22 protein-coding genes, 1 tRNA gene and 1 pseudogene are annotated in these 26,953 nt (G+C 58.9%); 8 read left to right on the plus strand and 16 right to left on the minus strand.

Features of this window, described 5'->3' with window-relative positions; genetic code table 11:
• Positions 1-8 precede the first annotated feature (8 nt).
• Positions 9-977 carry a thiamine pyrophosphate-dependent dehydrogenase E1 component subunit alpha gene (locus AC0ZT5_RS03495; protein ID WP_488495294.1) on the minus strand — a complete coding sequence of 323 codons (969 nt, stop codon included), beginning with the start codon at positions 975-977 and terminating at the stop codon, positions 9-11.
• 415 nt (positions 978-1,392) lie between these two features.
• On the opposite strand from AC0ZT5_RS03495, the gene betI (AC0ZT5_RS03500) reads away from it, so the two are divergent.
• Positions 1,393-2,013 carry a transcriptional regulator BetI gene (betI, locus tag AC0ZT5_RS03500; protein WP_488495295.1) on the plus strand — a complete coding sequence of 207 codons (621 nt, stop codon included), beginning with the start codon at positions 1,393-1,395 and terminating at the stop codon, positions 2,011-2,013.
• A 78-nt stretch (positions 2,014-2,091) separates the two neighbouring features.
• Here the strand turns inward: betI (AC0ZT5_RS03500) and AC0ZT5_RS03505 are convergent, their stop codons facing one another.
• The 6 genes from AC0ZT5_RS03505 to betI (AC0ZT5_RS03530) all read right to left on the minus strand — a co-directional run bounded on the left by AC0ZT5_RS03505 (position 2,092) and on the right by betI (AC0ZT5_RS03530) (position 9,152).
• On the minus strand, positions 2,092-3,216 hold the full coding sequence (locus AC0ZT5_RS03505) for a serine hydrolase domain-containing protein (protein WP_488495296.1): 1,125 nt from the start codon (positions 3,214-3,216) through the stop codon (positions 2,092-2,094).
• 68 nt (positions 3,217-3,284) lie between these two features.
• Positions 3,285-5,378 carry an ABC transporter permease gene (locus tag AC0ZT5_RS03510; RefSeq protein WP_488495297.1) on the minus strand — a complete coding sequence of 698 codons (2,094 nt, stop codon included), beginning with the start codon at positions 5,376-5,378 and terminating at the stop codon, positions 3,285-3,287.
• Positions 5,375-6,481 (minus strand): quaternary amine ABC transporter ATP-binding protein, encoded by a 1,107-nt coding sequence (locus tag AC0ZT5_RS03515; protein ID WP_488495298.1) that lies wholly within the window; start codon positions 6,479-6,481, stop codon positions 5,375-5,377. The genes AC0ZT5_RS03510 and AC0ZT5_RS03515 overlap by 4 nt, the downstream gene beginning before the upstream one ends.
• 82 nt (positions 6,482-6,563) lie before the next feature.
• A complete protein-coding gene (locus AC0ZT5_RS03520; protein ID WP_488495299.1) occupies positions 6,564-7,502 on the minus strand; it encodes an ABC transporter substrate-binding protein in 939 nt (312 codons plus the stop codon).
• A gap of 66 nt (positions 7,503-7,568) precedes the next feature.
• Complete coding sequence (locus tag AC0ZT5_RS03525) at positions 7,569-8,375, minus strand: SDR family oxidoreductase (RefSeq protein WP_488495300.1); 807 nt, start codon at positions 8,373-8,375, stop codon at positions 7,569-7,571.
• 144 nt (positions 8,376-8,519) lie between these two features.
• The gene (gene betI, locus AC0ZT5_RS03530) at positions 8,520-9,152 is read right to left on the minus strand and encodes a choline-binding transcriptional repressor BetI (protein WP_488495301.1); all 633 of its coding nucleotides are present in this window, start codon (positions 9,150-9,152) and stop codon (positions 8,520-8,522) included.
• A gap of 85 nt (positions 9,153-9,237) precedes the next feature.
• Here betI (AC0ZT5_RS03530) and AC0ZT5_RS03535 point away from each other — a divergent pair, with 85 nt between their 5' ends.
• Positions 9,238-10,317 carry a helix-turn-helix transcriptional regulator gene (locus AC0ZT5_RS03535; protein WP_488495302.1) on the plus strand — a complete coding sequence of 360 codons (1,080 nt, stop codon included), beginning with the start codon at positions 9,238-9,240 and terminating at the stop codon, positions 10,315-10,317.
• Between the two features lie 7 nt (positions 10,318-10,324).
• Here the strand turns inward: AC0ZT5_RS03535 and AC0ZT5_RS03540 are convergent, their stop codons facing one another.
• Positions 10,325-11,719, minus strand: a complete 1,395-nt coding sequence (locus AC0ZT5_RS03540) for a flavin-containing monooxygenase (RefSeq protein ID WP_488495303.1) — start codon at positions 11,717-11,719, stop codon at positions 10,325-10,327.
• Between the two features lie 256 nt (positions 11,720-11,975).
• Between AC0ZT5_RS03540 and AC0ZT5_RS03545 the strand changes: the two genes are divergently transcribed.
• Genes AC0ZT5_RS03545 through AC0ZT5_RS03555 form a run of 3 tightly spaced genes read left to right on the plus strand, consistent with a single transcriptional unit; the run spans position 11,976 to position 14,438 of the window.
• Complete coding sequence (locus AC0ZT5_RS03545; protein ID WP_488495304.1) at positions 11,976-12,752, plus strand: SDR family NAD(P)-dependent oxidoreductase; 777 nt, start codon at positions 11,976-11,978, stop codon at positions 12,750-12,752.
• Positions 12,749-13,549, plus strand: a complete 801-nt coding sequence (locus tag AC0ZT5_RS03550; protein WP_488495305.1) for an SDR family oxidoreductase — start codon at positions 12,749-12,751, stop codon at positions 13,547-13,549. The genes AC0ZT5_RS03545 and AC0ZT5_RS03550 overlap by 4 nt, the downstream gene beginning before the upstream one ends.
• A gap of 1 nt (position 13,550) precedes the next feature.
• Positions 13,551-14,438, plus strand: a complete 888-nt coding sequence (locus AC0ZT5_RS03555; protein ID WP_488495306.1) for an SMP-30/gluconolactonase/LRE family protein — start codon at positions 13,551-13,553, stop codon at positions 14,436-14,438.
• 376 nt (positions 14,439-14,814) lie between these two features.
• Here the strand turns inward: AC0ZT5_RS03555 and AC0ZT5_RS03560 are convergent, their stop codons facing one another.
• The 6 genes and pseudogenes from AC0ZT5_RS03560 to AC0ZT5_RS03585 form a co-directional block, all read right to left on the minus strand.
• On the minus strand, positions 14,815-18,408 hold the full coding sequence (locus AC0ZT5_RS03560; RefSeq protein ID WP_488495307.1) for a caspase family protein: 3,594 nt from the start codon (positions 18,406-18,408) through the stop codon (positions 14,815-14,817).
• Between the two features lie 205 nt (positions 18,409-18,613).
• Positions 18,614-19,279, minus strand: coding sequence for a lysozyme (locus AC0ZT5_RS03565; protein ID WP_488495308.1), 666 nt, complete (start codon positions 19,277-19,279; stop codon positions 18,614-18,616).
• 110 nt (positions 19,280-19,389) lie between these two features.
• The gene (locus AC0ZT5_RS03570) at positions 19,390-21,456 is read right to left on the minus strand and encodes a caspase family protein (protein WP_488495309.1); all 2,067 of its coding nucleotides are present in this window, start codon (positions 21,454-21,456) and stop codon (positions 19,390-19,392) included.
• A 52-nt stretch (positions 21,457-21,508) separates the two neighbouring features.
• A complete protein-coding gene (locus AC0ZT5_RS03575; RefSeq protein ID WP_488495310.1) occupies positions 21,509-22,651 on the minus strand; it encodes a hypothetical protein in 1,143 nt (380 codons plus the stop codon).
• A 664-nt stretch (positions 22,652-23,315) separates the two neighbouring features.
• Positions 23,316-23,405 (minus strand): annotated as a pseudogene (locus AC0ZT5_RS03580) (aldehyde dehydrogenase family protein); the annotation flags it as partial.
• Positions 23,406-23,414: 9 nt separating this feature from the next.
• On the minus strand, positions 23,415-24,299 hold the full coding sequence (locus tag AC0ZT5_RS03585) for a LysR substrate-binding domain-containing protein (protein ID WP_488495311.1): 885 nt from the start codon (positions 24,297-24,299) through the stop codon (positions 23,415-23,417).
• A gap of 169 nt (positions 24,300-24,468) precedes the next feature.
• Here AC0ZT5_RS03585 and AC0ZT5_RS03590 point away from each other — a divergent pair, with 169 nt between their 5' ends.
• Positions 24,469-24,837 carry a nuclear transport factor 2 family protein gene (locus AC0ZT5_RS03590; protein ID WP_488495312.1) on the plus strand — a complete coding sequence of 123 codons (369 nt, stop codon included), beginning with the start codon at positions 24,469-24,471 and terminating at the stop codon, positions 24,835-24,837.
• Positions 24,838-24,888: 51 nt separating this feature from the next.
• Positions 24,889-25,698, plus strand: coding sequence for an MBL fold metallo-hydrolase (locus AC0ZT5_RS03595; RefSeq protein ID WP_488495313.1), 810 nt, complete (start codon positions 24,889-24,891; stop codon positions 25,696-25,698).
• An 89-nt stretch (positions 25,699-25,787) separates the two neighbouring features.
• On the opposite strand, the gene AC0ZT5_RS03600 is transcribed toward AC0ZT5_RS03595, so the two are convergent.
• Positions 25,788-25,864, minus strand: a tRNA-Ala gene (locus AC0ZT5_RS03600).
• A gap of 81 nt (positions 25,865-25,945) precedes the next feature.
• Here AC0ZT5_RS03600 and AC0ZT5_RS03605 point away from each other — a divergent pair.
• Positions 25,946-26,305: a YybH family protein gene (locus tag AC0ZT5_RS03605; protein ID WP_488495314.1), complete on the plus strand. Its 360-nt coding sequence runs from the start codon at positions 25,946-25,948 to the stop codon at positions 26,303-26,305.
• 124 nt (positions 26,306-26,429) lie between these two features.
• Here the strand turns inward: AC0ZT5_RS03605 and AC0ZT5_RS03610 are convergent, their stop codons facing one another.
• Positions 26,430-26,732 (minus strand): DUF982 domain-containing protein, encoded by a 303-nt coding sequence (locus tag AC0ZT5_RS03610; RefSeq protein ID WP_477288674.1) that lies wholly within the window; start codon positions 26,730-26,732, stop codon positions 26,430-26,432.
• Positions 26,733-26,953 lie beyond the last annotated feature (221 nt).

Here is a 26,953-nt window from a genome sequence, read left to right on the forward strand (position 1 = left end):
GCGTCCGATCAATAGCTGAGATAGACGTCGGCCAGCAGGGCGGCGGGCGACGGATCGGCCGCCGCCCGCGCCTTCACGACGGCGGCTGCGATTTGCTGTTCGACCTCGGCGTCGATGGTGTCGAGTTCGGTTGCGTCCAGAAGCGCCGACGCGCCGACGCGGGCACGGAAGTGGAGCAGCGAGTCCCCGTCGGCCCGTACCGACTGCAGCTCCTCCCTGGACCGGTAGCTCTGCGGATCGCCGCAATAGTGGCCGTGATGGCGCACGCAGCGCGCCTCGATGAAACTGGGCCCTGCACCACCGCGGGCTCGTGTCAGGGCTTCTGCCATCGCCTCATGGACGGCGAAGAAATCAAGGCCATCGATGCGCTCCGCCGGCAGGCCAAAGCCAGCGGCACGGGCGGTGATGTCTCTGGAACCGACGGCGTAGCCGACACCGGTTCCCTCCGCATAGCCGTTATTCTCGACAACGAAAATGACCGGAAGCTTGAGCACGACGGCCATGTTCATGGCTTCGAACATCGTGCCCTGGTTGGAGCCCCCATCACCGCTGAAGGCGACGGCGACACGATCGGTTCCGAGTGTCTTGGCAGTCAGTGCGGCCCCGACCGCCAAGGGTGGGCTGCCGCCCACGATCGCATTGGCACCGAGCATGCCGCGCTCGATGTCGGCGATGTGCATCGAGCCGCCTTTGCCGCCGCAGAGACCGCCTACCTTGCCGAAGATCTCCATCATCATGCCGTCGATATCACACCCCTTGGCGATGCAATGACCGTGGCCGCGATGAGTCGAGCCTATGTAGTCACGGTCATCGAGATGCATGCAAACACCGACAGCGCAGGCTTCCTGACCGCTATAGAGGTGAACGAATCCCGGTATCTCGCCATTGGAGAAAGCGCGGTTCACCGCGTCCTCGAAAGCGCGGATTGTCCGCATCTGGCGATAGGCGATGCGCAATCTGTCCCGGCTCATCTGCATGAGTGGGTCCTCCGCCATGCGCCGATCGAGTTTGGAACGGTGACGGGCGCGTCTATGTCGGCCAACATTCCGCCGTCGACCGCAACCTCGCCTGCTGCGCCGCCTGAAATCAGCGCAACTCTGTCGTTGAGCTGGCCCATTCGCCTCTCCCTATCGTCAATCCGATCAGAGCAGGTTGGCGTCGGGGCAGGCTCTTGTCAACAAAAAGTTGACTCACAAGCCAATTTTTTGGCAGAGTGCCAATTTATAGGCTGATGGCATAATCTGCCTTGACTGTCGGCCCGGGCGCGTGCTGTCAGTGGCCTACAGCCGCCCCATCCCGATAGAATCGGGATGGGGCTCTATCTCTTTGTTTGAGCATGATCTTTTCCGAAAACCGGATTCTACTTTTCGGGATCATGCTCCAGAGGATTGAATGAAAACACGAATTCGCGACATACGACGCAAGGACATGCAGCAGGTGGCGTTCGACGTCCTTGCCGAGGAAGGTTTCCATGGCGTGACCCTGGCCAAGGTAGCCGAACGTCTCGGCATGTCGCGCGGCTTGGTCCACCATTACTTCATCAGCAAGGATGAATTGCTGGAAGCCGCCGTACGCTTCGGGAATCGGCTGATCTCGGAACAGATCGCGGCGAGCCTGCGCCGCTGCAAGACACCGCACGAGCGTCTAACCACAATCTGCAATGGCAATTTCGACGAGCGGATGTACATCGCCAGTCGGGCTCAATATTGGATTTCCTACTGCGCCCAGGCAACCTTCTCGGCACGCTTTGCAAGATTGCTTAATGTCCAGAACGCGCGCATGCGCAGCAATCTGCTGCACGAACTGCGACAGCTCCTGCCCAAAGTGGAGGCCGAGCGCGCGGCTGAAATGATCGCCATGTTGATGGATGGCATCTGGGTTCGCATGGCTGCGACCAAGGCCGAACCGTCACGAGAGGCAGCGCTAGCCATGTTGACCAGCCTGGTCGACAGCCTGTTGGGTTCAAGTAGCCCGCCGAAGGTTGGTCGTCTGCAAAGGTCCAAACGCCAATAAGGCAAGAAGAGATAGTGCGGCGAATCCTGCGTCAGTGCCGTGGCAGGCCAAGCGCCGCCGAGCCGCTCGGCCATCGCGTCAGAGCGAGTCGTAAACTGCATCTATCAAGGCCTTTCGGCGTGGATCGATGTCGTCGAAACCGAGCATATCGTTCGTAACATAGCCGAATCCGAGACCCGCACCGAGATCGGCAAAGCCGATGGCGCCGCCCCAGCCCGTGTGGCCGAACGTTTGCGGTGATGCGCGGCCGGCATACACAGGATCCTCGATCTGATAGCCGGCGGCGAAGGCGGCTGGCCCCCCGAAGCTTTCATCCATGCCGCGGAAGCGAGGTCTCGCTGCTTCTTCGATTGCTGCGCGACTGATCAGAGGCTTGCCTTCCCGAACACCACCGGCGGCCATCATGCCGTAGATGCGTGCCAGTGCATGTGCAGTCGACTGGCCATTGCCGCCCGGCACCTCGGCGGCGCGCCAGGCGCGGTCGTTGGGCGCCAGTGCGCGGGGTGCCGGATTGTCGCATGCGTGGGGAAAGGGAGAGGCGCGCGCAACGTCGATCCAGTCCGAAGCCTTCGGGCCCTCGATCATCTCGGCGACCCTGTTGTCGTCCTGTTCCGGCAGGCCGATATGAAAGTCGGCCCCGAGCGGACGTGCGATCTCTTCTGCAATGAAGCGGCCGATGCTACGCCCGTCGACGCGACGCAACACTTCACCGGCGAGGTGGCCGTAAGTCAGTGCATGATAGATGCAGCGGCTGCCCGGCTCCCACAGCGGCGACATGGCGGCAAGCGCATCAACAAAGGGCGTCCAGGCAAGCAGGCCTGTCTCGTCCATCGGCACGGTGAGACCATTCAGTCCGGCCTGGTGCGACATCACCAGATCAAGCGGGATGCGCTCCTTGCCGCCGGCCGCGAATTCGGGCCAGTAGCGCGCAACGGAGGCAGCATAGTCCAGCTTGCCGCGCTCCACCAACATGGCGATGGCCAGGGCCACAACGCCTTTGGTTGAAGACCAGACGTTGACCAGCGTGTCCTGCCGCCACGGGCGGGTGCGCGCAGCGTCGACATGACCTCCCCACAGATCAACGACAGTCCTGCCGTGCACCACGACCGACACGCCGCCGCCATGCCGGCCTTGGGCGAAACACAGACCAAACGCATCGCGCACGCCGGCAAAGCTCGGATCGCAGATGCCCTCTATGTTCATGCGCGGATTTCTCACCAAATGTCGTTGTTAATGACTGAAGTCATTGAAACCTGTTCTCACCTAGCCCGCTAGTCCAGTGAGTTACCAGCTCTTGAAACGGTGGCTCGCATGATGCGATCCGAGATCATAGCGACAATCGCGATCGATAGGCCGGCCACCAGCCCTAGACCCGCATCTGCTTTGCTCAGTCCGATGTAAACCTGCTGACCGAGATCTTTCGTGCCGACCAGAGCGGCCACAGGCAACATCGACAATGCAGCCATGATGGTTTGATTGACGCCAAGCACGATTTCCGGCTTTGCGACTGGAAATTCAACATGGATCAAGCGCTGCCAGGCAGTACAGCCGATCTGACGCGACGTCTCGACATGATCGGCGGGCACGCTTCTTATCCCATATTCGACGTAGCGAATTGGCGGCACGATTGCATAGAGTGCTATCGCAATCAGGCCCGTGAGTTCACCCACCTGAAAGAACATCAATGCCGGGATAAGGAAAATGAATTGCGGCATGGTTTGCAGCGTGTCGCAGCATGGCCGCAGGAGAGCCGAGAATCGGTCGCTTTTTGCCGCCGCGATGCCAATCAGTCCCCCTGAAAAAGTGCAGATCAGGACAGCCAGGACGCAAAGATAGAGGGATTGTCCTAGTGGCTCGTAGAGACCTGCTGTAACGACGAAGGACGTCCCGATCACGACCGGAACCGCCAACTTGCCGCCGCCGACCGACCAGGCAAGCCCTGCTATCACCGCGATGAATGCTGGCCAGGGGAACCCGTTGAAGCCAAAGAGCAGCAATGCGGCTCCCAACAGCACCACGATGCCGACGCCCCACCGACCCTTGACCATCAGCCAGGCCGCCAGCACCAGCGTCATCGCGGCATAGAGGGCGCTTACCTGCGGTGTCCAGGCGAAACCCCAGGTGAACGGCGTCACCGCAGCGGCCAGACCGATCCGAAGCGGCAGCATGAAATGATAGAGGACAAACACCTTGAAACTGTCGAGTGGTGCCGAAAAGGCACGGACCATATCGAGCACGAGCGCATTCAGGGCATTGGGATCGATCACGCCCTGCAATGTGTCAATCCGCGCCATGCTTGCGGGCACAAGGTGCAACAGAACGCCGCCGAGAAGCGGGACTGCCAGGAAGGCAGCCACACGAATTGCATCATGTCTCGTTTGGCGGCCCGAGCCGTGACGCGGTTGCGCAAAGCCGCGGGTGATGCGATCGACCACCATCGCCAGCACTGCGATCACCAGGCCGGATAACAGGCTGTGGCCGAAATCCGCCTTGCGCATCGCATTGAGAACTTCCCAGCCGACATCGTTGAAGCCGCCTATGATCGCCGCCATGATTACCATGCTGAAGCTCGCCATGGTCGTCTGGTTGACGCCTGTCAGAATTTGCTGTCGGACGGTCGGCAATACGACATGCCAGAAGCGTTGCCATCGCGTACAACCGGCCATGCCACCCACTTCCAGCAGGGAAACAGGCACGCGGGCGAGGCCGAGCATGGTGCAATGGACCATGGGCGGGATCGCGTAAGCCACGCAGGCAACCAGGCCCGCGATCGGTCCAAAGCCGAACAACAGCAAAAGCGGAATGAGAAAGGCAAAGGCCGGCACCGTCTGCAACAGATCCAGCGCCACCAAGGTCACCCTTCGCACAGGGCGCGACGTGTGAGCTGCGACGCCGAGCAGGAAGCCGATCGCCACCGCAAGCGGCACAGCAAGCGTTACCATGGACAAGGTGTTCATGCCTTGCTGCCAGTAACCGGCGAGCACGATGTAGCCGAGAGCGACCAGGGTAAAGAGCGCCAGTCGCCAGCTTTGCGCCCGCCAACCAAGCAATGCGAAGAAAACGATTGAGGCCGGCCACGGCATCCAGCGCAAGACAAAACCACAGGTATCGAGGGCAGCCCCCAGCACCGAAGATAACACCGCGCAGAACGGGGAGAGCAGCGGCACGAGCCAGTCAAAGATGCCGTTGACAGCCGGCGCGACGGGCAGGATCCAAGCCTTGGGGTAAGTCAGAAGCCAGGGCCAGGCTGTTCGCTGGGCAAGGCAAAACAAAACGAAAATCAGGATACAGAACCAGACCGTCTGCCGCCGAAACCACAGGGGCGGACTGTCGACCCGTACAGGCGAAGCGGCCAGAATGCTCACCGCGCCACCCTTCGCGCCGTGTCATTGGCCAACACTTTCCCAATGATCTCGGAGGTCAGCAAGCCGACCGGTCCCTCCCCTTCGCGGGTGATGACAAATGTCTGTGTGCCGGCAAGGCTGTGCGGCAACAGCATCTCGATCGGCGTCGCCGCGTCGACTTCGTGACCCCGACTTGCGTCCCAGTTGCCGGGAAGCTTTGCCATGACGGAGCCTGCGGTCACCACCTTGGCCAGCGAGACATCCTCTGTGAAGCTCGCAACGTAGGCGTCGACAGGCGTGAGCAGAATGTCGGCAGGCGTGCCAATCTGGATAATCCGCCCTTCGCGCATGATCGCGATCCGATCCGCCAGACGGAAGGCTTCTTGAATATCGTGGGTAATAAACACAATCGTCTTCTGCAACAGCTGTTGCAGGCGCAAGAATTCGTCCTGCATCTGGCGCCGGATCAGCGGATCGAGCGCCGAGAAGGGTTCATCGAGGAACCATAGCTCAGGGTCGACAGCGAGCGATCGAGCGATGCCGACACGCTGTTGTTGTCCTCCGGAAAGCTCGAGGGGCATGCTGTTTTCCCGGCCGCGCAACCCCACCAACTCGATCATGTCACGAGCCTTCGCAGTCCGATCGGCCGGCGGCATACCCTGCATCCGCAACGGAAACGCGACATTGTCGAGGACATCCAGGTGCGGCAATAGGCCGAAGTTCTGGAACACCATCCCCATGACCTTGCGCCGGACTTGAACCATCCGGCGCTCACTCGCTGCCAGCAGGTTCTCGCCGCCAAGCCAGACTTCGCCAGTCGTTGGCTCGACGAGACGCGACAGACACCGCACCAACGTTGATTTGCCCGATCCGGAGAGGCCCATGACGACAAAGATCTCTCCTTGCCTGACGTCAAAACTGACATCCGCCAAGGCGAGAAAATGCCCAGTCTCCTCCAACCGACGCTTCAATGTCAGTGGTGGTTCCGAAGCTTCGAGCGCCGTGGCCAGTGCCTTGTCGGGCCGCTGTCCATAAATCTTCCAGATATTACGGCACCGAAGCTTGGCGACTGCCTCAGCGGTTGACCCGCTCGATAAGCCTGCCCCATCGACAGGGTTCATCATGAACCAACTTTCTCTACGGCGATCAGTGAAGTGACGAGATATCGGGCCGTGAACGGAAGATCCGTAACCTCGCTCCGCGCGATCAATTCTGTGCTGCCTTGAACCAGTCCTGCCAATCGTTCTGGTGCTGGTCCATCCACTCATCGACAGCGACGTCCAGGCTCTTGCCTTGCTTGTCGACGGCGTAGATCATTTTCTGCTGGTCATCGGCATGGACCTGGAGTGATTTCATCAGGGCATAGCCCGCCGGCCATTTTTCCGCGAAACCCGACCAGACGACCTTGATCACGGGTGGCGCGACGATGCACTCCGCCAGGTTGTTTTCATCGCAAGGGGGCATCTTCAGCCACTCGACCGGCACTTCGGCCAGAACCCAATGCGGTGCCCAGAAGCGCATCAGCAACGGCTTGTGGGCCGCGGTGGCGGCCTGCAGTTCGGCAATCAGAGAGCCTTCGGATCCGGCCGGCACGGTCGTGAACGGAATGTCGGCATTCTTGAGTTCCGGACCACTCGCCGATCCCCAATCGGCCGGGTAGTCCAACAGCCGGCCGTTCGGGAAAGTCTCCGGCGTTGCCAGGGCCTGGACACAGGACGGGTTCTTCAACGCTGTCCAATCGGGAAGCCCTGGGCAAACGGCTTTGGTATCGACCGTATAGATCCAGCCATCCCGGGTCTGCAGGCCAAGTTCGCCGATCTCCTCGAGTTTCCCTTCAGCTTTGGCCTTCGGATAGGCGTCGCCGAGATTGCTGGGCCAGACTTCGGGAGAAAGAGACAGGCTACCGCTGGCAATGCCGGTGAATTGCGGCAGCGTTCCGGCCGTTACGTATTCGACTTTGTAACCGAGTTTTTCCAGCAGCTTGCCAGCAATATGCGCGGTCAGATTCTGGCCGGTCCATTCATTGATCGCGATTTTGATCGCCGAATTCGCATCCCCGAGTGGTTTGGCTATCGCGCCAGATGCCACCGTAACACCCAAGGCGATCGGGATGGCCCATAAGGCAACTCTGATCTTGGTAAGCATGAACTGCATCCTCCCATTTTTTGTTGTCTTGTCTGACTCGTAATCCGGATCGCGCTTCCCTGCCGGTCAGGACACAAGCCGCGCCGGAATGCTGGTGGGAGCGACTATGCCGGCCAGCATCCCGCCATCGACCGGCAGTTCAGCCCCAGTGATCAATCGAGCCGCGTCCGACGCGAGAAAGAGAATGGCTTCGGCGATATCGGATGGCACCGGCAGCTTGCGCATCGGCACGACGCTGCTCAGTCTGGCGACCTCCATCTCCCGTCCGCCAACGGCTTCGGCAAACCGTTCCAGCATTTCGGAATCGACGTAGGTGGGGTGAACGGAATTGCAGCGGATGGGCAGTGAATTGGCCGCGCAATAGAGCGCAACGCCTTTGGTCAACAGCCGAACAGCGCCCTTGCTCGCGGCATAGGCGACGGCATCATCCGCGGCGATATTGCCGTAGATCGACGAGATGTTGACGATCGCGCCCGGATTGCCCGTTGCCTTCATCGCCTTTACCGCTTCACGACACCCCAGGAAGGTGCCGGTGGCATTGACATCCATCGTCTGCTCCCAGTCGGCCAGCGAGCAGTCGATGAAATCACCTCCTGTCCATATGCCGGCAGAGTTGACCAGGATGTCGATTCGGCCGGCGCGCGCGAGCACGACTTCGAGCGCCGCCGACCATGAGTGCTCCTGCGTAACGTTGAGCGCGACAAACTGCGCCTGCGAACCGATCTCCGCGGCAGCAGCCGCGCCTCCCACGGAATCGATGTCACCCAGAAAGACCTCGGCACCCTCGCGCGCAAACAGGCGCGCAGTTTCCCGGCCGATCCCCGAAGCGCCCCCCGAGATAAGAGTTACCTTGCCCGATAGCCGTCCGGTCACGAAGCGCTCCCTGAAGTTCATCAAGGTCGAAGCCTATTCAGGCATCCGAGCGCCAACAATGGTGCCAACAGTCACCATGTCGTCCGTGGCACATGACGATGCAACGCTCGCTCGACGTAAACCCGCCTCGTTGGAGACGGCCAGCTAGCGTGGTTGTGCACTCGCAGCGTTAGCCCGCGACAGATGGTCATTCCATTCGACATGTGGGATGCGGTGGTCAAGATAATCGGCCATTTGAATCAGCGCTTCCGAAGCGGTCAGCTGCCCTGGATGCAGGCCCAGTCTAAGCCAAAAGCCATCGATAAGCGTCGTGATCCCAAGCGCGACGGTCTCACACTGCTCTGAAGGAACGAGATCGGAGAGAGAGGACATTAAATTCGAGTGCATACGGGCATGAACGATGCGCTGGATGCGGGCAAGTTGCGGCTCTCGGGGAACCTCGGCGCAAAGGGCGAGCCAAGCATGACAAATACCTGGCGTGAAGAATGCCGTGCTGAAATTGCCTTCGATGATTGCCCACAGTCGCTGATCGGGGCTGCGCGCCAAGCGCATCCTTTTAATGACTTCATCCCGCAGCAGCGTGTTGGAGTGACGCATCGCGTGCTCGAACAGTTCCTGTTTGGTTTTGAAATAGTGGTGGACAATGCCCTTGGACGCGCCCGCCCTCTGCGCAACCTTTTCGATGGTTGCTCCGCTCATCCCTTCCGCCTGTAGGACCTCATAGGCCGCGTGGCGCAGTTCTCGGCGTCGGATATCGCTTATTCTGGTCAGGCTCATGCACTGACATTGACATATTTGGCTAATGGGATCAAGAATTGGCCAGGCGACCAATTTTCAAGCCAACCAGCCAAGGAGGTGAGACATGAACGTTCTTTCTCCGGTTCGTGCCGAAGTTCGAGACCATGCCGTGTCGTTGAGTGCCTTCGAAAATCCACAGGGCATGGCCGGGACGGGATTCTGGGACGCCATGGAGCGTGCAAGCGCTGCCATAGGCGGCGAGGCTTTCTATGACCGGCTGCTGGAGGTGCTGACTTCATTGGTCGAAGCCGATCTCCTGTCGTTGGTCCGCTATTCCAGTTTTGGTGCGCCGGACCTTGTCATTCCGCGCCAGATCAGGACCGAGGTTGCGGGGCCTTATGACTCAGGTCTCTACGCGTTCGACCCTTTCCATCATTATTGGCGCACTGTCGCGGAGCCCGCCGTGAAATCATTGCGGGGACTGGCGCCGGCGGAACTGTGGAAGAGCCGCTACGCACTGGAGTTCCTGCGCGCCGCGCGCATCAGCGATGAAATCGCGGTGTTTTTGCCGCCGATCGGCGGCGCCAGCCCGACGCTTATCCTGGATCGGGCCGTGGGCGAATTCAGCGTCGTTGAGATCGCGCGCATCGAGAGCGTTTTTCCGCTTTTGTCGGGGCTGCACAAAGCCCATCTCAAGGCGATCATAGGCCGTGGCCTGGTCGACCATTCGACCGAAAAACCGTTCCGGCTGATCGACCGCAGCGGCAAGGAGCTCGCCGCCAATCGTGCCTGGAGGGCGCTGGCGGCTGATCCAAAAGGCGGGCTCACTGAGGCGCTGGCAGACTTGGCCAGAGCCGGCAGGACGCAGACATCGCTTGCCGACGGCCGGCTCCTTATCAGGTCACCCTTGGCAGCCGACTTCGGTGTCGCTCCCGGCGGCCTGTGTGATCAGGTGGAAGTATCCGCCGAGCCCGCTCCGCGTGGACAAGACAATGGCTGGCTAGAGTGCCTTACCTGCCGCGAGAGACAAATCGTGACACTCACTCTTGAGGGGCATCCGATCGCCAGCATAGCCAGCCGCCTCGGCCTCAAGCGCGGCACCATCAAGAACCATCGCTTGCGCCTCTACCACAAGCTCGACATCACCACCGAGAGAGAACTCTTTCTCACCTACATGCAGCATCTGCGGGTCCATACCAGATGAGGCCTGATCACTCGGCAGCAGAGGCAACCTCGGCGTTAACAAGGCGAGGCACAGGCAACCGAGTGCGTCCGAAGCCAAGGGAACGCGCGCGCTTGCGGCCACGACGCAGTTCACTGTCCAGCTCGGCAAAATAAATGTCCTGATCGAGCTGCATGGTGTGGCGCGCCGATGCGTAGTAGCGCGCCATATGTCTCTTCTCGTCGGCGACGATCGTGCGCGCCTGTTCCTCCGCGTTAGGCAATGCATATTCACCCGATAGATAGGCCGCGATCCATTTTGCCTGGCGATCGGCCAGCGCAAACAGCGTGATGCTGGGTTGCGCCAAAGCGATGAAGAACAGGTTCGGGATCCCGGGCTTGAGGACGCGCTTGAAGAGCGGCAGCCGATTGCCGGGCGCCGCTATGAAAGAGGGATCGAAGAACGGAAAACTGACCTTGTAGCCGGTGGCCCAGACGATGATATCGATCTTTTCGCGACGCCCATCTTCGAAAACGACGCTATCCCCATCAAGCTCCCTGATGCCAGGCCGAATCTCGATGTCGCCCGACGCGACCAGAGTTGGGAACGTGTCCGATACCGAGACATGCGCCTCGAAGACGCGGTGGTCCGGCTTCGGCAGACCGAAGTCTTCCATGTGGCCGACTGCGAAATGGAATATCCGACGACCGACCCAGCGCTGCAACGACAGCGGCAGCCAGGGATATAGCTTGCCCTTGTCGGCCGGCTTGCCGAGCAGAAATCGTGGAAAGATATGCGCGCCGCGACGCGTGCTGACGAAGAGCTTCGACGTTATGTGGCGTGGGCAAAGCTCGGTGGCGATGTCCATTGCCGAATTGCCCATTCCGACAACGAGAACACTCTTGCCCCTGAAGTCGACAGGGGTGAACGGGTCGCGATAGCCATGCGAGTGAATTTGAGTGCCGTCGAAGTGGCCTGGATAGGCGGGCTCCGGCAAACGGGAATCCCAGTGATGCCCATTGCAGACGAACAGGGCATCGTAAGAGCGCGTCTGGCCGTCGCCCAAGCGAATTTGCCATGTTCCCTGACCGTCACGAGTTGCCTCGATGACTTCCGTGTTGAGCTGGACTTTGCCTGACAGGCCGAAGTGCTCCACATAGGCCGTTAGATAGGCCAGCACTTGCGTGTGGTGCAGATAGTGAGGCGTATCGGCGGGCATCGGAAAGTCCGACAGCTGAAGCTGCAGCTTCGACGTATCGATGTGCAGTGAGCGATAGGCTGCCGACTTCCCATTTGGATTCCCGAATGCCCATTGGCCGCCAATCCGGTCGCTCATGTCAAACCAGTCAAAAGGGATGCCGCGTTCGGCAAGCGCCTTGGCGGTGACGATCCCGCTGCAGCCGGCCCCGATGATGCAGCATTTGGGAAGAGTATCAGGCTTCATGGCAAAGGCTCCCGGCAAGACAATCGTGGACGTGCCAGAATCCTAGTTCACGCTCTGAGGCGCCAACAATGGTGCCGACGGTCACCATCAAGTACGGGCCGTTTGAACGGCCTGGCGTATAAACTTTGCGAACTGTTGGCCCCAATCGCAGCAGCGTGACGCTCGATAGATAGTGACCGTCGGCACCATTGTTGGGGCCCCGATCCGTGAAATAGCCTTCTCGAACAGCCAAAATCACTTTGCCGGGAGCCTTTCAATGACACTCAATCATCCGCCACCTGAAAGGTCTTCGACCCAATTCCAGATGCCGCCGCTTCTTGTTGGACGCCGTGCTGTCGTCACAGGTGCAGGTCGCGGAATTGGCAAGGCGATCGCCGATGCCTTTGACCAGGCCGGGGCGACCGTGGTTCGTCTTGATATCAATCCATCCGACGTCGTTCGCGGCTGCGATATTGCCGACGAGGACTCTGTCAGGCGTGCATTCGGGGACATTGCCGCCGAAGGCCCTATCGATGACGTCGTCCACGCAGCCGCCATTGGCGCCGTCGCCGCCCTGGCTGACATGTCCGTAGCGGAGTTCCGCCGTGTGCTCGACGTGAATTTGACCGGTACTTTCCTGGTCGCGCGAGAGGCGACGCGCCATTTGCGCCGCGGCGGCAATCTCGTCCTTGTCGCGTCGCAGTACGGCCTCAAGGGCTGGCCCCTGTGGGGAGCCTATTGCGCCTCCAAGGCCGGCGTCCTCAGGCTGGCGGACACGCTCGTGGGGGAACTCGCGCCGCAGGGCATACGCGTGAATACGATTTCGCCCGGCAGCGTCGACACGGAGATGGTCGCATCAACGACCACCAATATTGCGCGGCAATCGGGAGCTGATGCCGGGGCTATTCGCGCCAGCTATGAGGCGGCTATTCCGATGGGGCGCTTCGCGCAACCCCACGAGATTGCTTCTGTCGCCGTAGCGCTCTGCTCCGGCCTCTGCTCCTACGTCAACGGATCCAATATCGTCGTGGACGGCGGAGAGCTTTCGCGATGATTGAAGCATCATCGGCAGCCGCCAAACCGTCGCAGCGGGTCATGATCACAGCGGGTGGCTCAGGCATAGGATGGGCGATCGCCAAGGCGTTCGCCGATAGTGGCGCCAAAGTCCATATTTGCGATGTCGACAAACGGGCACTGGACGAGGTCACCAAGACATATCCGCAGATCGCCGTCAGGCGGCTCGATCTGACGGACGAGGAAGCGATCGACCGCTGGTTTGATGATGCCTTGGGCGACCTGAACGGCCTTGATGTGCTGGTCAACAATGCCGGCACCAAAGGGCCGACTGGCTACGTCGAAGAAATCGGGCTCGACGACTGGCGCGCATGCCTGAGTGTCTGTCTGGATTCGCAGTTCCTCTGCGCCAGACGCGCCACGCCTGTCATGAAGGAGCAGCGCTCAGGCACCATCGTCAACATCTCTTCAACCGCCGGGCTCTACGGCTATGGCCTTCGCACGCCCTACGCCGCAGCCAAATGGGCGGTCATCGGATTGACCAAATCGCTTGCCGTCGAACTCGGCCCATATGGGGTGCGCGCCAATGCCATTTGCCCGGGGTCCGTCGATGGCGCCCGAATGCAGCACGTGATGAAGGCAGAAGCGGACAGCCGAGGCGTGTCACTCGAGACCGTCCACAAGGAGTATGTTCAGGGCCAGTCGATCAAGCGCTTCGTGAACCCAGAAGAGATTGCCGATATGTGCGTCTTCCTGGCATCGCCCGCCGCGAATATGGTGAGCGGCCAGGCAATCGCCGTCGACGGGCACACCGAGACGTTCCACATAGGCAGCTGACATGCCAACGGGCAACGCAGAATGGCAGATCTGTGCTCCAACGCGCGACCGACTGGGCGAGAGCATCTTGTGGCATCCGGTGGAGAAAGCGCTTTACTGGATCGATTTCTACGGCCCATCCGTGCATCGCCAAAAGTGGGGCAGCGACGCAGTCGAAAGCTGGACAATCGATTTAGGGGAGACGATCGGATCGCTCGTCTTTGCCGACAAGGGCCGCCTCCTTCTCGCCGTTGATCACGGCCTTCACCTCCTCGATACGCGCACTGGCAAAACACGCTTCTTCGCTGATCCTAAAAACGGGAAAATGAACCTGGCCTACAACGACGGCAAGGTCGACCGTGCCGGACGCTACTGGATCGGAACTTATGATCTCTCCGAGAGGCAACCTGGCGCGGTTTTCTACCGAGTGGGACCGCGCGGCAACGCAGAAGTGGCCGATAAGGGCTTTGTCATCTGCAATGGCCCGACCTTTTCACCCGACAATCGCAAGCTTTATTTCAGTGATACGGTCGGCCACCGCATCCTCTCCTACGATCTCAACGGGGACGGGATAATATCCGGCCGGCGGGTCTTTTTCACATTTGCAAACAATGACGGAATGCCCGACGGCCTCGCCGTTGATAGCGCCGGTAATGTCTGGTGCGCACTCTATGGCGGCGGCAAAATTGTGTGCATTGACGCCAGGGGCACGCTCCGAAGGTCGCTCTATTTGCCGGCCACTTTTGTCACAAGCCTCTGTTTCGGCGGGCCAGAACTCAAGACACTGTATGTGACGACCGGTTGGGACAGCAGCACGACTGAAGCGACGAAGGCAGACGATGTTGGCGGCGCGGTTTTCATGCGGCCAGTCGATGGTCCAGGCCTACCGGAGCCCGTCATCGCGCTTTAGGATACGAAATGCGATCATGCGGCGCGGCCGAATATGGGGAAAGGCTGACGCACAGACAGTTTGAGAACGAGAACTGGACAAGCTTGCTGTGTCGCCGGAGGTGCCGGTCCTAGCAATCTCACGTCCCGCGGCCAATGCCACTTTCGCACACAAGGTGGCGCTGGCTGAGTTGTTCGCGACGCCGGCTGATGCTGAGCACAAAAGAGCTTCCCAAGAGACCCGTTGGCCACCCCATCGCAGGAACGAAAAAGGTAGAGAAGTAGAACTTTCGTGTGCAGTTTTTGCACACAAACACGTATAACCAATTGATTTTATTTATCTATCCGCCCCATCCATCAGCACTTTCACGATATCAGGAATGTCTGAGAAACCATCCTCATTGAGCTTCAACAACGGGGTCTTGTGCATGTCCTCTCACGAAGTCAAACAGTGCTGGCGTCTGTGCGTGTCTGGTGGTGTCCTCGAGGAGGTTGGGATCGGGGCTGGAGTCCTTGGTCTTCTGGATCTTTCCGGCGATCACGTCCTGGTAGAGGCCGGGGACCCGGGTCTCGGCATAGGTCAGCCATTCCTTCATGGTGATGGCGCCGTCGCCATCGGTGTCGGCAAGTTTGTGCCCACCGGTGCCGGCCATCAGCCCCTCCTTGAGCGCGTAGGTCAGCAATCCCTGCCCGAGTGAGCCGCTCTCCAGCGCAACGTCGTCGGCCTGCGTGGCCACAAGGATGCGCATGCCCTTGTCGTAGGCCAGTTGCCCAAGTCCACGATCGCCCATCGGGCCAGGCTTGAAGCCTGCGGGAACGCCGGCCGCGGAGTGGCAGGCATCGACGATCATCACCATCTCGCCGGCATCGACATCGCGCAGCCACGCAGTCAACTCCTCGCTTGAGATCAGCTTGTCGAACCTGGTCAGATCCGTGCCCGAATCGGATGGCAGGATGTAGAAGCGGCCCTGCTGGTTGTGGCCATGGCCGGAGAAGGCAAGGATCACGAGATCGTCGGGCGTCGCCTTAGCCAGCCGGTCGATGACCGGACCGATCTCCTGCCGCAGCCGTTGTCGTTCCGCCTCCCCCTTGCCTGCCAGAAGGTCGAGCACGGCCCGAATGTCAGCCTTGGCGGCATGGTCGACCGCCGGGATCGCTTTATTCCCTTCCGCACGCGCATAGTCAGACGTCAGCAGCACAGGAACCACATCGTAGTCCTTGATCCCCTGCAGCGCCGTCTCGATCGCCCCAGCATCCGCCACCGCGAAGTTCAACCGCAGCGCCTCGTTCTCGTACTCGTTCACTCCCACCGTCACCACATAGGCCCGTGGCTTGGCCGGAACGGCTATGTCCTGCGGCACCGTGTAGTTGTCGTCGGTCGCCGTCAAACTCTTCACCCGGTCCTCGTTGAACCCATAGGCCGTGAACGTCACCTTCTTGCCCCGGTCAGCACCGGCGAGCCAGACCGGGAAGGTATGGCGTGCGCTCGTCTGTCCAGCCGGTATCTCGACACGCGAGGCGCCCCGCCAGGCATCAACATCGTCGGCAGCGGCAACATCCGCCTGTGGCGGCCACTGCCCCACAATCTGCCCATCGCGAAACAGCCGCACGTCATAGACCCCGGTGCTCGTCTTGCCGTTCGGCTGCGTGGCATCGGCCTTGCCCGAAGCCTCAACCTCCACCAGCGCAACATCGGATGTCGGTCCCGGCTTCACACCCACGATCCGCACATCAGGCTGGATCCGGTTCAGCGAGGCCAGCGGCCGCACCGGCTTGAACGTTTCAGCGCACGCATCGGCATTCTTCCCGCTCGCCTCAGCCTCATGGCAGGCCAACAACCGGCCAAGCAGGTTCGGCTCATAGTAATCCCGCATGAATATCTCGGGCAGAAGGGCCTTGAAGGGATCATCGCCGACGACCCAGCTGACCAGCGGCATGGACTCCAGCGCCGATGAATCAAATCGACCGTCGGCGTCAAAGCCCATCCAGCAAGATGTCGGAGTCGATTGATCCGCCTCATCCTGGCCATTGCCAGCGTGCTTGCCTTCAACGCGGCTCGGGCAGGTGCCCTGCCGTCCAAAGACGATCGTCTGCATCAGCTTCCCGCTTCGAATGTCCCATACCTTTGCGGAGCCATCGTCACTCGCCGAAACCAGCAGCGTGCCGTCGTCGGACACGTTGAGTGAAGAAATTCTCGCTACGTGGCCAAAAAACGATCGCTCGATCTTGCCTGCGACATAGTCGAGAATTGCGATCTCGCCATCATCCTTGCCGAATGCAAGTCGCCTGCCATCCAGGAGAAACGTCAATCCCAGCAAGGGGACGTCCACGGCCTTGAGTTTCTCACCTGTGCGTATGTCCAACAGGCTGAAACCTTCAGCGGGACTGACCACGGCAATCCTCGAACCATCGGGTGAAAACGCCAGGCCTCCGATGTTGGACGACAAACCAACGAGATTTCTGATCCTCTTTCGACTTCTTGTATCCCAGAGCGAGATCATTGCCTTGGCTTCGTCCGAGACCGCGATCATGGCTCCGTCGGCGGAAACCGCGACGCAGCGACGGCTATCCGAGACACTCTTGTCCAGGACAAAACGAGCATGAGAGTCCAGATCCGATATCAACACGCGCCCCGCGCCGTCGGTCGTCACCAGTTGATGGGTCTTTGGAAGGAAGGCTTGAGCCGCGTTGCAGGCATCGTGATGGTCCAGACTGCCCTTTTGAAGGCGTGAACCAATCTTTGAGTCGATATTCCAGAGACGCGTTTCGTTCTTTGAATCGACAACCAGCAGGTGACCGTCCGAGGACAGCGCGATGGAGCTCGAATATATCGGCCCGCTGCCCAGGTTCTCGAACACGCCTAGGCCATCGTCGTCGCGCCATAGAGCAACCGGCCCTGCCCGGGGAGCGAGTATCAGGTGGTTTCCGGAACGCCGGAATGCCGCAGACCCAATAGGATCAATAGATGCGCCGACGGTCTTGTCGCCCTTGTCGGAATTGACGTTCAGCAAAACGACCGGAGAGCCGTTCGATCGGAGTCCGACCGCCAGAAGCCCTGGTTCGGCAGGCGAGAAGTCAAGGGAATCGAGGTCTCCTTCAACGAGAACGGTGCGCAGAAGCCTCAGGGTGCTCGCGTCTAGAAACTCAACAATACCCATGCGATATCCTAGGGCCACATAGCGCCCATCGGGAGAAATGGCGGATTGCGTCGGCACGTTCTTTCGAACTGGAATTCTGGCCAGTAACTGGTTGCTCAGGTCCCTGATCGATACTTGATTGGGCGTGGTTACCAGCATCTTGCCAACATTGTCCGAGAACGACACGCTGGTGGCGTCGTCATCCAGATCAACTTCTGTGTCGCTGCTGCCCTTGGCGTCAAGGAACAGGACCCTGCCGGGGGCCCATGACAGGGCCGCCCAACCAGTTCCATGGCGTTCGACCTTGCCGTAGCTTATGTCGGGCGTTTTGCGGTAAAATATCGGCTTCGCAATCGCAGTGTCGAATATCTCAATGCCGCCCTCCTCGGCGATCGTCACCTCTTTTCCGTCGGACGAGATCGCAACCGAATAGATCGCCTGGTGTTGCGTTGAATATTCCTGCAGCACTCGACCGCTCTTGAGGTCCCACAACAGAAGCCGCCCATCAGCGCCTCCTGTTACAGCGGTCAGGCCATCATCTGAGAACCCAAGGGCACTGGTGGGCACTCCGATCGAAGCTTTGGTGTTGCTGCTGTCGATAACGCGCAAAAAACGCCCGGTCTCCGCGTCCCAAAGCCGTGCTGCCGGCTCATCATATCCGCCACCTGAGGCCAGCAGCTTGCCATTGGGAGAGAACGTCACGAACGCAGCCTCTTGCGGCCGCAGGTTAGGAACCAGCGCAACGAAATTGTCGGGGCTGCGACTGCCAATGTCCTGTGGAAGGGCGCCGCCGCACAGCACCGAGTACGTCAGGACTAAGCACAGGAGCTCAAAAATTATCAGGTGCGGTCGCATGCACAGCCCTCATTGAAAGCTGCCGCTACCGGACGCGAACTCGCCTTAAGACGGACCAAGCTCACAGTCATCGCTTGCTTCTCAAAATCCGGCACGCCACCACGTCGTGCAAGTAGCGCAGCGTGGTGGCGCACGACGATTCTCTCGCTATGACGCCTTGCGTGTTCCTAGATCCAGAGCCTGGATGCACTCATACGCGCACATCCTAGTTCGGCGCCTTTTCTGCAACAACATCGATATTGAGAGGCGACAGGTCCTCGCCAGGTATGGGGGCGGGCCTCGGGACCGGCTTCCCGTCGAAGAACACCTTGATTTCGTCCTGGCGGCGTTTCTTCAATCCCGCCAGTTCGACGCCCGCCGCCCGCGTCCATCTGAGGAGTTGTTCGGGGACGCGATCGAACTGCTTTTTCTTGACGACCGCCAGCAGGGTCGAGTTCTTGAAATTGTTGCCGCCGACATTGAAGGTAAAGTCGACAAGCGCGGCATATGCGCCGTCGTCGATATCCTTTGGCACGGCCAATTGGACCGTGATCTGGGCCTTGGCCATATCCTCGATAAGCAGTTCCTCGCCGCGCTTTTTCGAGATGCCATTAAGGAACTCCACCTCGTTGCCCGTGCCATCGCAGTTCTTTTTCTTCAGGAGATGGCCGTAGCCGACGGTGCAGTAGCCAACGGCGTCATTGTAGCGCTTCGGCACCCACCCCTCCCATTTCTTGGTCAGTTCGATACCGGGCTTATAGACCTTGCGCAATTCAACACCCTGCGGCAGCACATCCTTGGTGTCTTCAAGCAGGATGCCCGGCGCGTGCTTGCCCTTGAGGGTTTTTACCGCCTGGCCAGCTTGGACGGGCGCGATCGAAACCGTTGTCATACATAACGCCAGAAGGACAGCCCGCGACCATGACGCACGCTTGAAGCATTGCCTGTCCGATTGTGATTTCTTGAAAACCGTCATTTTTCGCCCTTTTCCGACTTGCCAAGTTAAGGTTGAATTTCAATATCCATCCGCGTGGTTGCCCAGGAATTCAGATCAAGATCCGGAACCTGGGTGGAATCTTTAAAACCGGGATTAGAGAGTCCGTCGAGAAGCCAGCCAAGTGGGCCAGCGTCCTTGGGATCTATGCCCTGCTGCTCCAGGAAATGGACGTTGACCGGCGAAGTCGTCGCAAGCAGCACGTAGGACTCAAGACCAGCCGGCGGCCCGACCTTGAGCGGTGGCTTCGTGCCGATCGTGATGCCGGCCTGCAACTTGTCCCCTGAACCACCATCTCCCAGGACATACACAGAGCCACTGCTGCCCAATCCAATAATGGAGTAGTAGAGATCTACCGATCCCGCATTCGTAACGCTGAAGCGAAAATATTCTCCTTGCTTCATCGGCTCTATGCCCGATGAAACCACCGGCGTCTCGCTCTCCACACTTGCCTTGCCGTTCTCGGTTTTGACCGTCACACGGACAAGCGAAACCTTGACCGCGCCAGCCAGCGGCGAAACGCTGTTCGTTAACGCGCGCAGGTTTTCCTGCCGGGCTATCTTCTCGAGGGCGCCCGTAATGCCATCGACAGCGGCACTGTCGTCCTTTGCGGACACCGTGTAGCCGTGCATCGCCCCAACCTGGTCTCGTGGGGTAACGTAATAGACCTTATCGCAGGTGGAACTGAGCGATTTATGATCCTCCATCGGAACAAGCTTGCCGCCGTCCAGGCAACCCATGGCGATCATCATCGATGCCTGGCCTGGATCGTTCGCCGCCCGCACCAGCGTGTTGTCACGCAGCTGCTCAGTGAGCGCAGCCTTTATCGGCAGAGCCGCCGCTGCGATGCTCAGCTCCGGCGGTGGTTCGGAAATAGCCACTGTAAGCTTTTGCTCGACCGAATAGGGTGAGACGATCCGAACTTTCGATGCCGTGGTCACGGGCTCGCTTGGTGTTTTGACCAGGCGGGCAACGGAAGACGCGATATCCGACGAAATCACGAACGCGCTCGCGATCTTGCCATCTTCGCCTACCAGCTTGGTTGCCTTGCTGGAATACACGGCCAGGAGCGCACCTGGCTGAATCCCTTGCGCTTGGCCAACCGCGACCGAAATCGTGTCCGCGGCCACGGACGTCACGGGAATGAAGGGGGTCTGGCGAGTTCCTATCCCGCCCAAAACCACCCTGTCGAAGTCTCCTTCCGCCTGAGGGTGTTGGGACGGCGCACGTTTCTGTACATCTCTCTCGGTTTGCATGACCGCTTCGCGATAAGTCAGCTGTGGGTCTCGCTTGAGTGCTTGGACCAGATAGTAGGTCAGTAGGCCGTGATACTGCGAACCCGATGCGGTAGTGACAAGATCCTCGTTGGACGTTTCATCGGCCTTGGACCCCTCTATGATCGAATATGACCGGCCTGAATCCGCGATCGACGCATCCTTGCCGTGACGCTCCACAGGCGCATCTTTTAGCAGCCTGCCGTCCAGCGGTGCCATCCGGGCGACAAGCGTCGGCTCTTTCGATATCGTACCGGAGTGGCAGCTGTCGAAAATCAGCACGATGTTATGAGTGTATTGCTTCAGATCGTCTAGCCACTGCTCGATTTCATCGTCGCGTATATCGGAGCCACCTGGGCCACGGCTGTCCTGCGCCACGATGGTTTCGTCATAGCCATCGCCCTCGTCACCATTGTCATCGACGGCCAAGGAACCGTGGCCGCTGAAGTAGAATAGAAACGTCGCATCGGGATGCGTTTTTGCCTTCTCGATAAGCTGATTTGCAAACGCGTCCCGGATACGGGCGTGGGTCGCCTGGGCATCCAGCAAAACCCAGAAATGATCACTATCGTCGGGAACTTGGTAGGTGCCGATCAGCAGGTCCTTGACCAGGGCAACGTCGTTTGCGGTGCCATGAAGGTCCGATGCGTTGTAGGGGGAACCGGGCGTCTTTGCATAGCTGTTTATGCCGACAAGCAGCGCGAACACGGCCGGCTCGTCTGCAAATACGACGCGAGGATATAGTAAGAGAACCAAAGCCGCCAAAAGCGCCCGGTAATGCCGCTTCCCATCTGTAGCCATCGTTTCGCTCCTGGGCAATCCGGAGATCTGCAAGGCACCCGATATTCGAAGCCTACTGGGCAGGCCAGTCGCTTGCGCTAAGCGACAAATTCAGCGCGCTCAGATCTTCAACCAAATCGCCCCGGCCGCAGCTGGCGCCGTCCTTGTATTGCACCAGCGCCGCGCGGAAGCTTCGAAGGAACGACCAGTAGACCAACGCCGAATCCCTTGAGGTGACGAATTTGTTGAGTTTGTTCTTGAGGGCGACGCAACTGTCGTGGATTTCCGTTTCGGATATCGGCTTGGGGGATTCAAGCGGCGTGCCGTCCGTGATCGCCTTGACAAATCCGGCAACCTTGTCGGTTCCCGTCGATATCAGATCGATTACCGGTGCCCGTGCTGCGCCGACACCGCTCTTCACCTCGGTCAGCGGCAGGCCGAAATTGGAGATTTTGAACCCCTCAGGCGAGAAGTTCGTAGGCAGCTGCGAGTTCAGTGTCTTCAGGTATATGTTTACTTTGAAGTTGCTTCCGTTATATCGCAACTGATTGGGAAATCCGTCATCCAGGAGTGTGAACGCGCCGGTGGTGTTGTCGACGATCGACACGTCGGTATATTTGCTGAGAAGTTTGGTGAGAATGGTCGCGAATGGAGCATAGGCATCCGAAACCGCCTGAACTCCTGGTGACAAACCGGCCAGGGAGGCGGTTCTTGCCAGTTGCGACAACTCGGTCAGCAACGACATGTCTACCGACGTGTTGGAGCTGTATCTGACCTTCATCGAAAATGAGATAGTATTTGTGTCCGAATCCACGACGATGTCATCGACAAGGATACCGTTCCTGTTGACAACGATATTTGATTTTTCGGATGTAGTGACAAAGAGGAATTTGCTCTCCTCCCACGTTGCTGACATAATCGGCTCTGTAGCAATAATCTTGTCACCAATCTCCACATCGATACTTACGATGTAGTTTCCAGATTTGTTTTGAAACCGCGATTTTATCAGCGACTGCAAGAACGCCGAAGCCGATTGGCTTCTCGCAGCGCCATCCTTTCCAGTAAACGCAAAATCGTAGGTGATGAGCCCATAAACCAGCCTCGGCTCAACAGCTGCGAAGCTTGGGCGCGTTACGGCGGTAAACTCATCGGCCAGCGCGCCAGAAAGTTCGAAAAGTACAAGAACAAGAGATGCAATCAGTTGCCTGAAACGCATTTCACCCCCCGGAATAGCTTATAGCGTACTCTCCATTTCTACGATTAGGAAGGGGAACGCATCCAAAGTGAAGATTTCTGTTGCGCAGCCACACCAAGGGGTTAGCCGGTTGCCGTTCATAATCTGCGTCCCGAAAGCTGAATGGCAAAGCGACGCGCTGTCCCTGCCTAGCTATAAGAAGTCGAGTTCCTGAACTCGCTCACGGACGTACTGGCAACCCTGCGAGGCCAGGGCGTTGGAGTCTAAGAAATCCGTGGCGTCGCTTGATTGATGGCATCAGCGCGATCTCGGTAGACCGACCTATGCGACGTCAACCATCTAACTGGCGGCTACTCAGGGGTACGCCCGCGACGATCCTCTCAAGACAGGTCAGCGGCGCTGTACAAGAGGCGCCTCAAGCGGCCAGTTGGCCGCCGCATCGCACCAACGAAAATGGAAGAGAAGGAGAACTTTCGTGTGCGATTTTTGCACACACGCCGCCATAACTATCTGATTTTATTAATCTATCTTTCCAGTCCATCATCGGCGCAACGGCTATTCTAAATTCCTGATTTTTCAGCATTTTTCCTTTAACATTAAATCGCTAGACCCTGCCAAGTGCACACGAATTTATCGAATTTTCCCATTCAATCATAGGCAGACGGCACCGCCTTCCGTCGAGGGGGCCACCAATACACGAGGATTTCAGCTCCAGGTAATCATCGATGCCACATTTAGAACCTCCCCGGCCGGATACTGACTGCTTGATGCCGCCGCGCGATGGCTATTTAGTGCATCGCAGCGTGTTTACCAGCGCAGTTAGTGCAGCAGGCTGATGCTGGCGACTGGGGTAGTACATGAAGAAGCCGGGAATGGGGGGCGTCCAGTTCTCAAGCACTCGAATGAGGCGGTGCTCAGCAATATGCCCCGCAACCTGCTCTTCATAAGCGAGCCCAAGGCCGGCTCCGGTGAGCGCCGCCTGAATCACCAGGTTGGTATCGTCGATTACGAGCGGGCCGTTCACACCGATTGTGATCGCCTTGCGTCCCTGCTCGAACTGCCACCGATACGGACCGTTCGGAAGACGCAGGTTTAGACATCGATGATCATTTAGATCCTTGGGCTTCCGAGGAATGCTTCGTGACGCAAAATAGCCGGGCGATCCCACTACCGCCAAACGCAACTCCTGCGAGACGCGCACCGCGATCATGTCCTTTTGAATATACTCGCCGAGTTGAATACCGGCATCGAACTCGCCCGCGACGATGTCTACGGGACCAGTGACAGTGACAACGTCAAGAACGACGTCAGGGTAAGCCTCGGCGAATGCTGTGAGCCTCGGCAACAATACCATCGTCGCAGCCGACCGCGACATTACAATTCTAAGGCGTCCCGCAGGTCGGTGGCGAACGCTTCGGGCTTTGTCCAGCGCACGAGTAATTTGCTCAAGCGCCGGAGACAGCTCCTTCAAAAGAGCTGCGCCCGCTGCGGTTGGCGCTACACTCTTGGTCGTCCGAGCAAGAAGCTGGAGCTCGAGACGCTGCTCAAGTCTCCGGATCGTGTGGCTCAGGGCGGACTGGGAGACGCCCAGCTTCGCTGCAGCATGCGTAAAGCTTCGCTCGCTGGCGACGACTGCAAACGCCGCGAGTTCATTCAGCTCATTTCCCATGATTTATGAATCTCACTCATGACTCCATCCTGTCCAACATACCTAGTCTCATAAGCGCCTCCGTCCTAGGTTTGACCGACAGAAAGTCGACTCGTCACCGGCTTGCCTGGTGCTCGTCGCGTAATTGCCGCGTGTATGGAAATGGTTGGACGTAACAACGAGGTGATCCATGGATACCGATGTTCGCGGCTTGCGCACCCTGGCGCAGACCTATTTTGACGCAGCTTATGAAATGGATGCTGACAAATTTGCATCCATATTTCATCCCTCGAGCTCCGTGACGAAGGTCGCCGACGACGGCGACGTGGGCGTGATGCCGGTTGCGACGTGGCTAGCCGTTGTCCGCAAAACGAAAGCTCCAAAACAACAAGGCGTGGAGCGTGACGACGAGATTCTATCAATTGACGTCGAAAGAGACCTCGCGCTTCTGAAGGTAAAACTGCGGGTACCGCCACACCACTTCACGGACCTCCTGTCATGCTTGAAAGTCAACGGAACCTGGAAGATCGTTCAGAAGGTGATGACTTCGAAAACGTAACGGCTTCAGTCCCGTACTAGAAAATTGGATTACCCGCTTGGCAGGCTACCCGTGAAATTTCTGTCTCAAAGCGCCAACACCATGGCCTGTGCTTCGGGATCATCGAAGGTTTGGTCGCTCTCCGACGGATATGTCGACCTGCCGGCCCAATTGCTCAGACATCCGAACGACAAAATATGCACGCAGACAGTATCGCCTCAACGGGAAGAGGCGCTCGTTCGACTTTCGGTCAACTGCTTCTTGCTCGATCGCTTCGGCATCGACCGCGTTTTGATAGATTGTGGAGCGGGAGGAAGCTGGGACCCGTCCATGGGCCACCTCGAGGAGGCCATGTTCGAGGCAGGCATCGACACATCATCCATCACGATGATCGGACTCACCCATGCCCATGGCGACCACATCAACGGTCTTCTTACGCCTGACGGGCGTCGAGCATTCAGGAACTTGAGCAAGATCGTGATTGGAGAGGACGCCGTTGAGGATTTCCTTGCCGAGCCACGACTAGCGGATTTTCGGCCACTCCTGGCCCCAATCAGTGGAGGAGACCGGCTGGACGAACATTTGCTGGCGGTGGCGATACCCGGGCATGCTCCGGGCCATATGGGTTATCTCCTCAGCACTGGCGAGGACGATATCTTGTTCTGCGGCGACCTGATCCACGTTCCTGCTGCACAGTTTGCCCATCCCGAGCTTGGTTGGGCCTATGACGCTGACGAGTCCATGGCGAGGGCTAGCCGGATCAAGCTGCTCGAAGACGCAGCTGGTGCACATACCTGGCTAGCCGGCGCTCACCTAGGACGACCAGGCATCGGCAGAATAGTCAAGGAGGGGCACGGATATGCATTTGTTTCGGCCGTGTAGCCCAGTTGCAGAACGAAGATGGAATGTACTGGCGAGACCATTTGCATGCGCTCGCGCAACGCGTCGAGGTTCCCAGTTTCATACCGAAGTGGCGCACCCGACACGATTCGAACGTGTGGCCTCCACCTTGCGAGGGTAGCGTTTTGTCCAGCTGAGCTACGGGTGCATCCTGCTTACGCTAGTCCCAGTCCGACACGCCTAGAACTTTTGCGATATGATTCCGACTAGATGACGTGCGGAGGTCAGCATGGACGACACAGCCGACAGAGAACCTGTCTACGATCCCCAGCAACTGGAGCCGTTGCTGGTTTCGCGGCAGCACGCGGGCGACGTCGACGGCATGACGGCTCTGTTCGAACCCGATGCCGTGATCGACCGTGGCGGGGGAAATTTGCTGCGCGGCAGGGAGGCCATCCACAACTACTATGCCGAGATCGTCGCGTCCGGACGGAAGTTTGCCGTGGGCGAGCAGCGGCCGGCGCTCGTTTGCGGCGACCTTGCTCTGACCTCGACCCGACTTCCCGACGGCGACGTAACCAGCGAGGTTGCCCGGAGGCAAGGCGATGGCAGCTGGTTATGGGTGATCGATCGTTATTCCGTCACCTGAGCCACCCGAGGCAAGCGCCTGATCCGGAGGAGCTTTCGACCAATCATTTTTTGGAGCACATCTTAACCTCGCCCCGCGCCGTCACGGCGCGAGACCCTCGCATGACCGTCAAGACAACAGGCGCTTACCGCCGCAGCGCGTACACCTTTGCCATGCTTTCGCTGGCTGCCGGCAACGCCATGTCATCGTCGAGAAGGCGCGTGATGCGGGCAAAGCCTGTGAACGCTTTCCTTGCTTCCTCTGGCGACATCTGGCCCGACAGGGCGGCCGAGCAGCAATTGAGCGCGCACTGATAGACTGGACCGCGCCGTCCTGTCGGCCATTTCCTCAAGAACACCATGGCCTCGGCAACACTATCGATTTCTTCAGCAGGATACCCCTGCCCGCGCGAAATCCGCACAGGCGAAAAGAAGTGCAGATAATCCATTATTTCCTCCCGGTTGACCGCGATGCACGCGATCGAACCTTAGGAAACGTACCATCCACGGTTTGGTTCCGTGTAAAGAAGCGGAATCATAAAAAATCGCCCTATGCCGAATTTCGAATCATTCGACCGGCAAACGCAAAACGGCCCACCATCGCGCCCCTTCGATAATCGCAGTTCTCATTGAATATCTTTAAGGCCAAAGCCGGCAAATAGGTTGCTTG

The organism is Mesorhizobium sp. CNPSo 4670 (genome assembly GCF_057784235.1).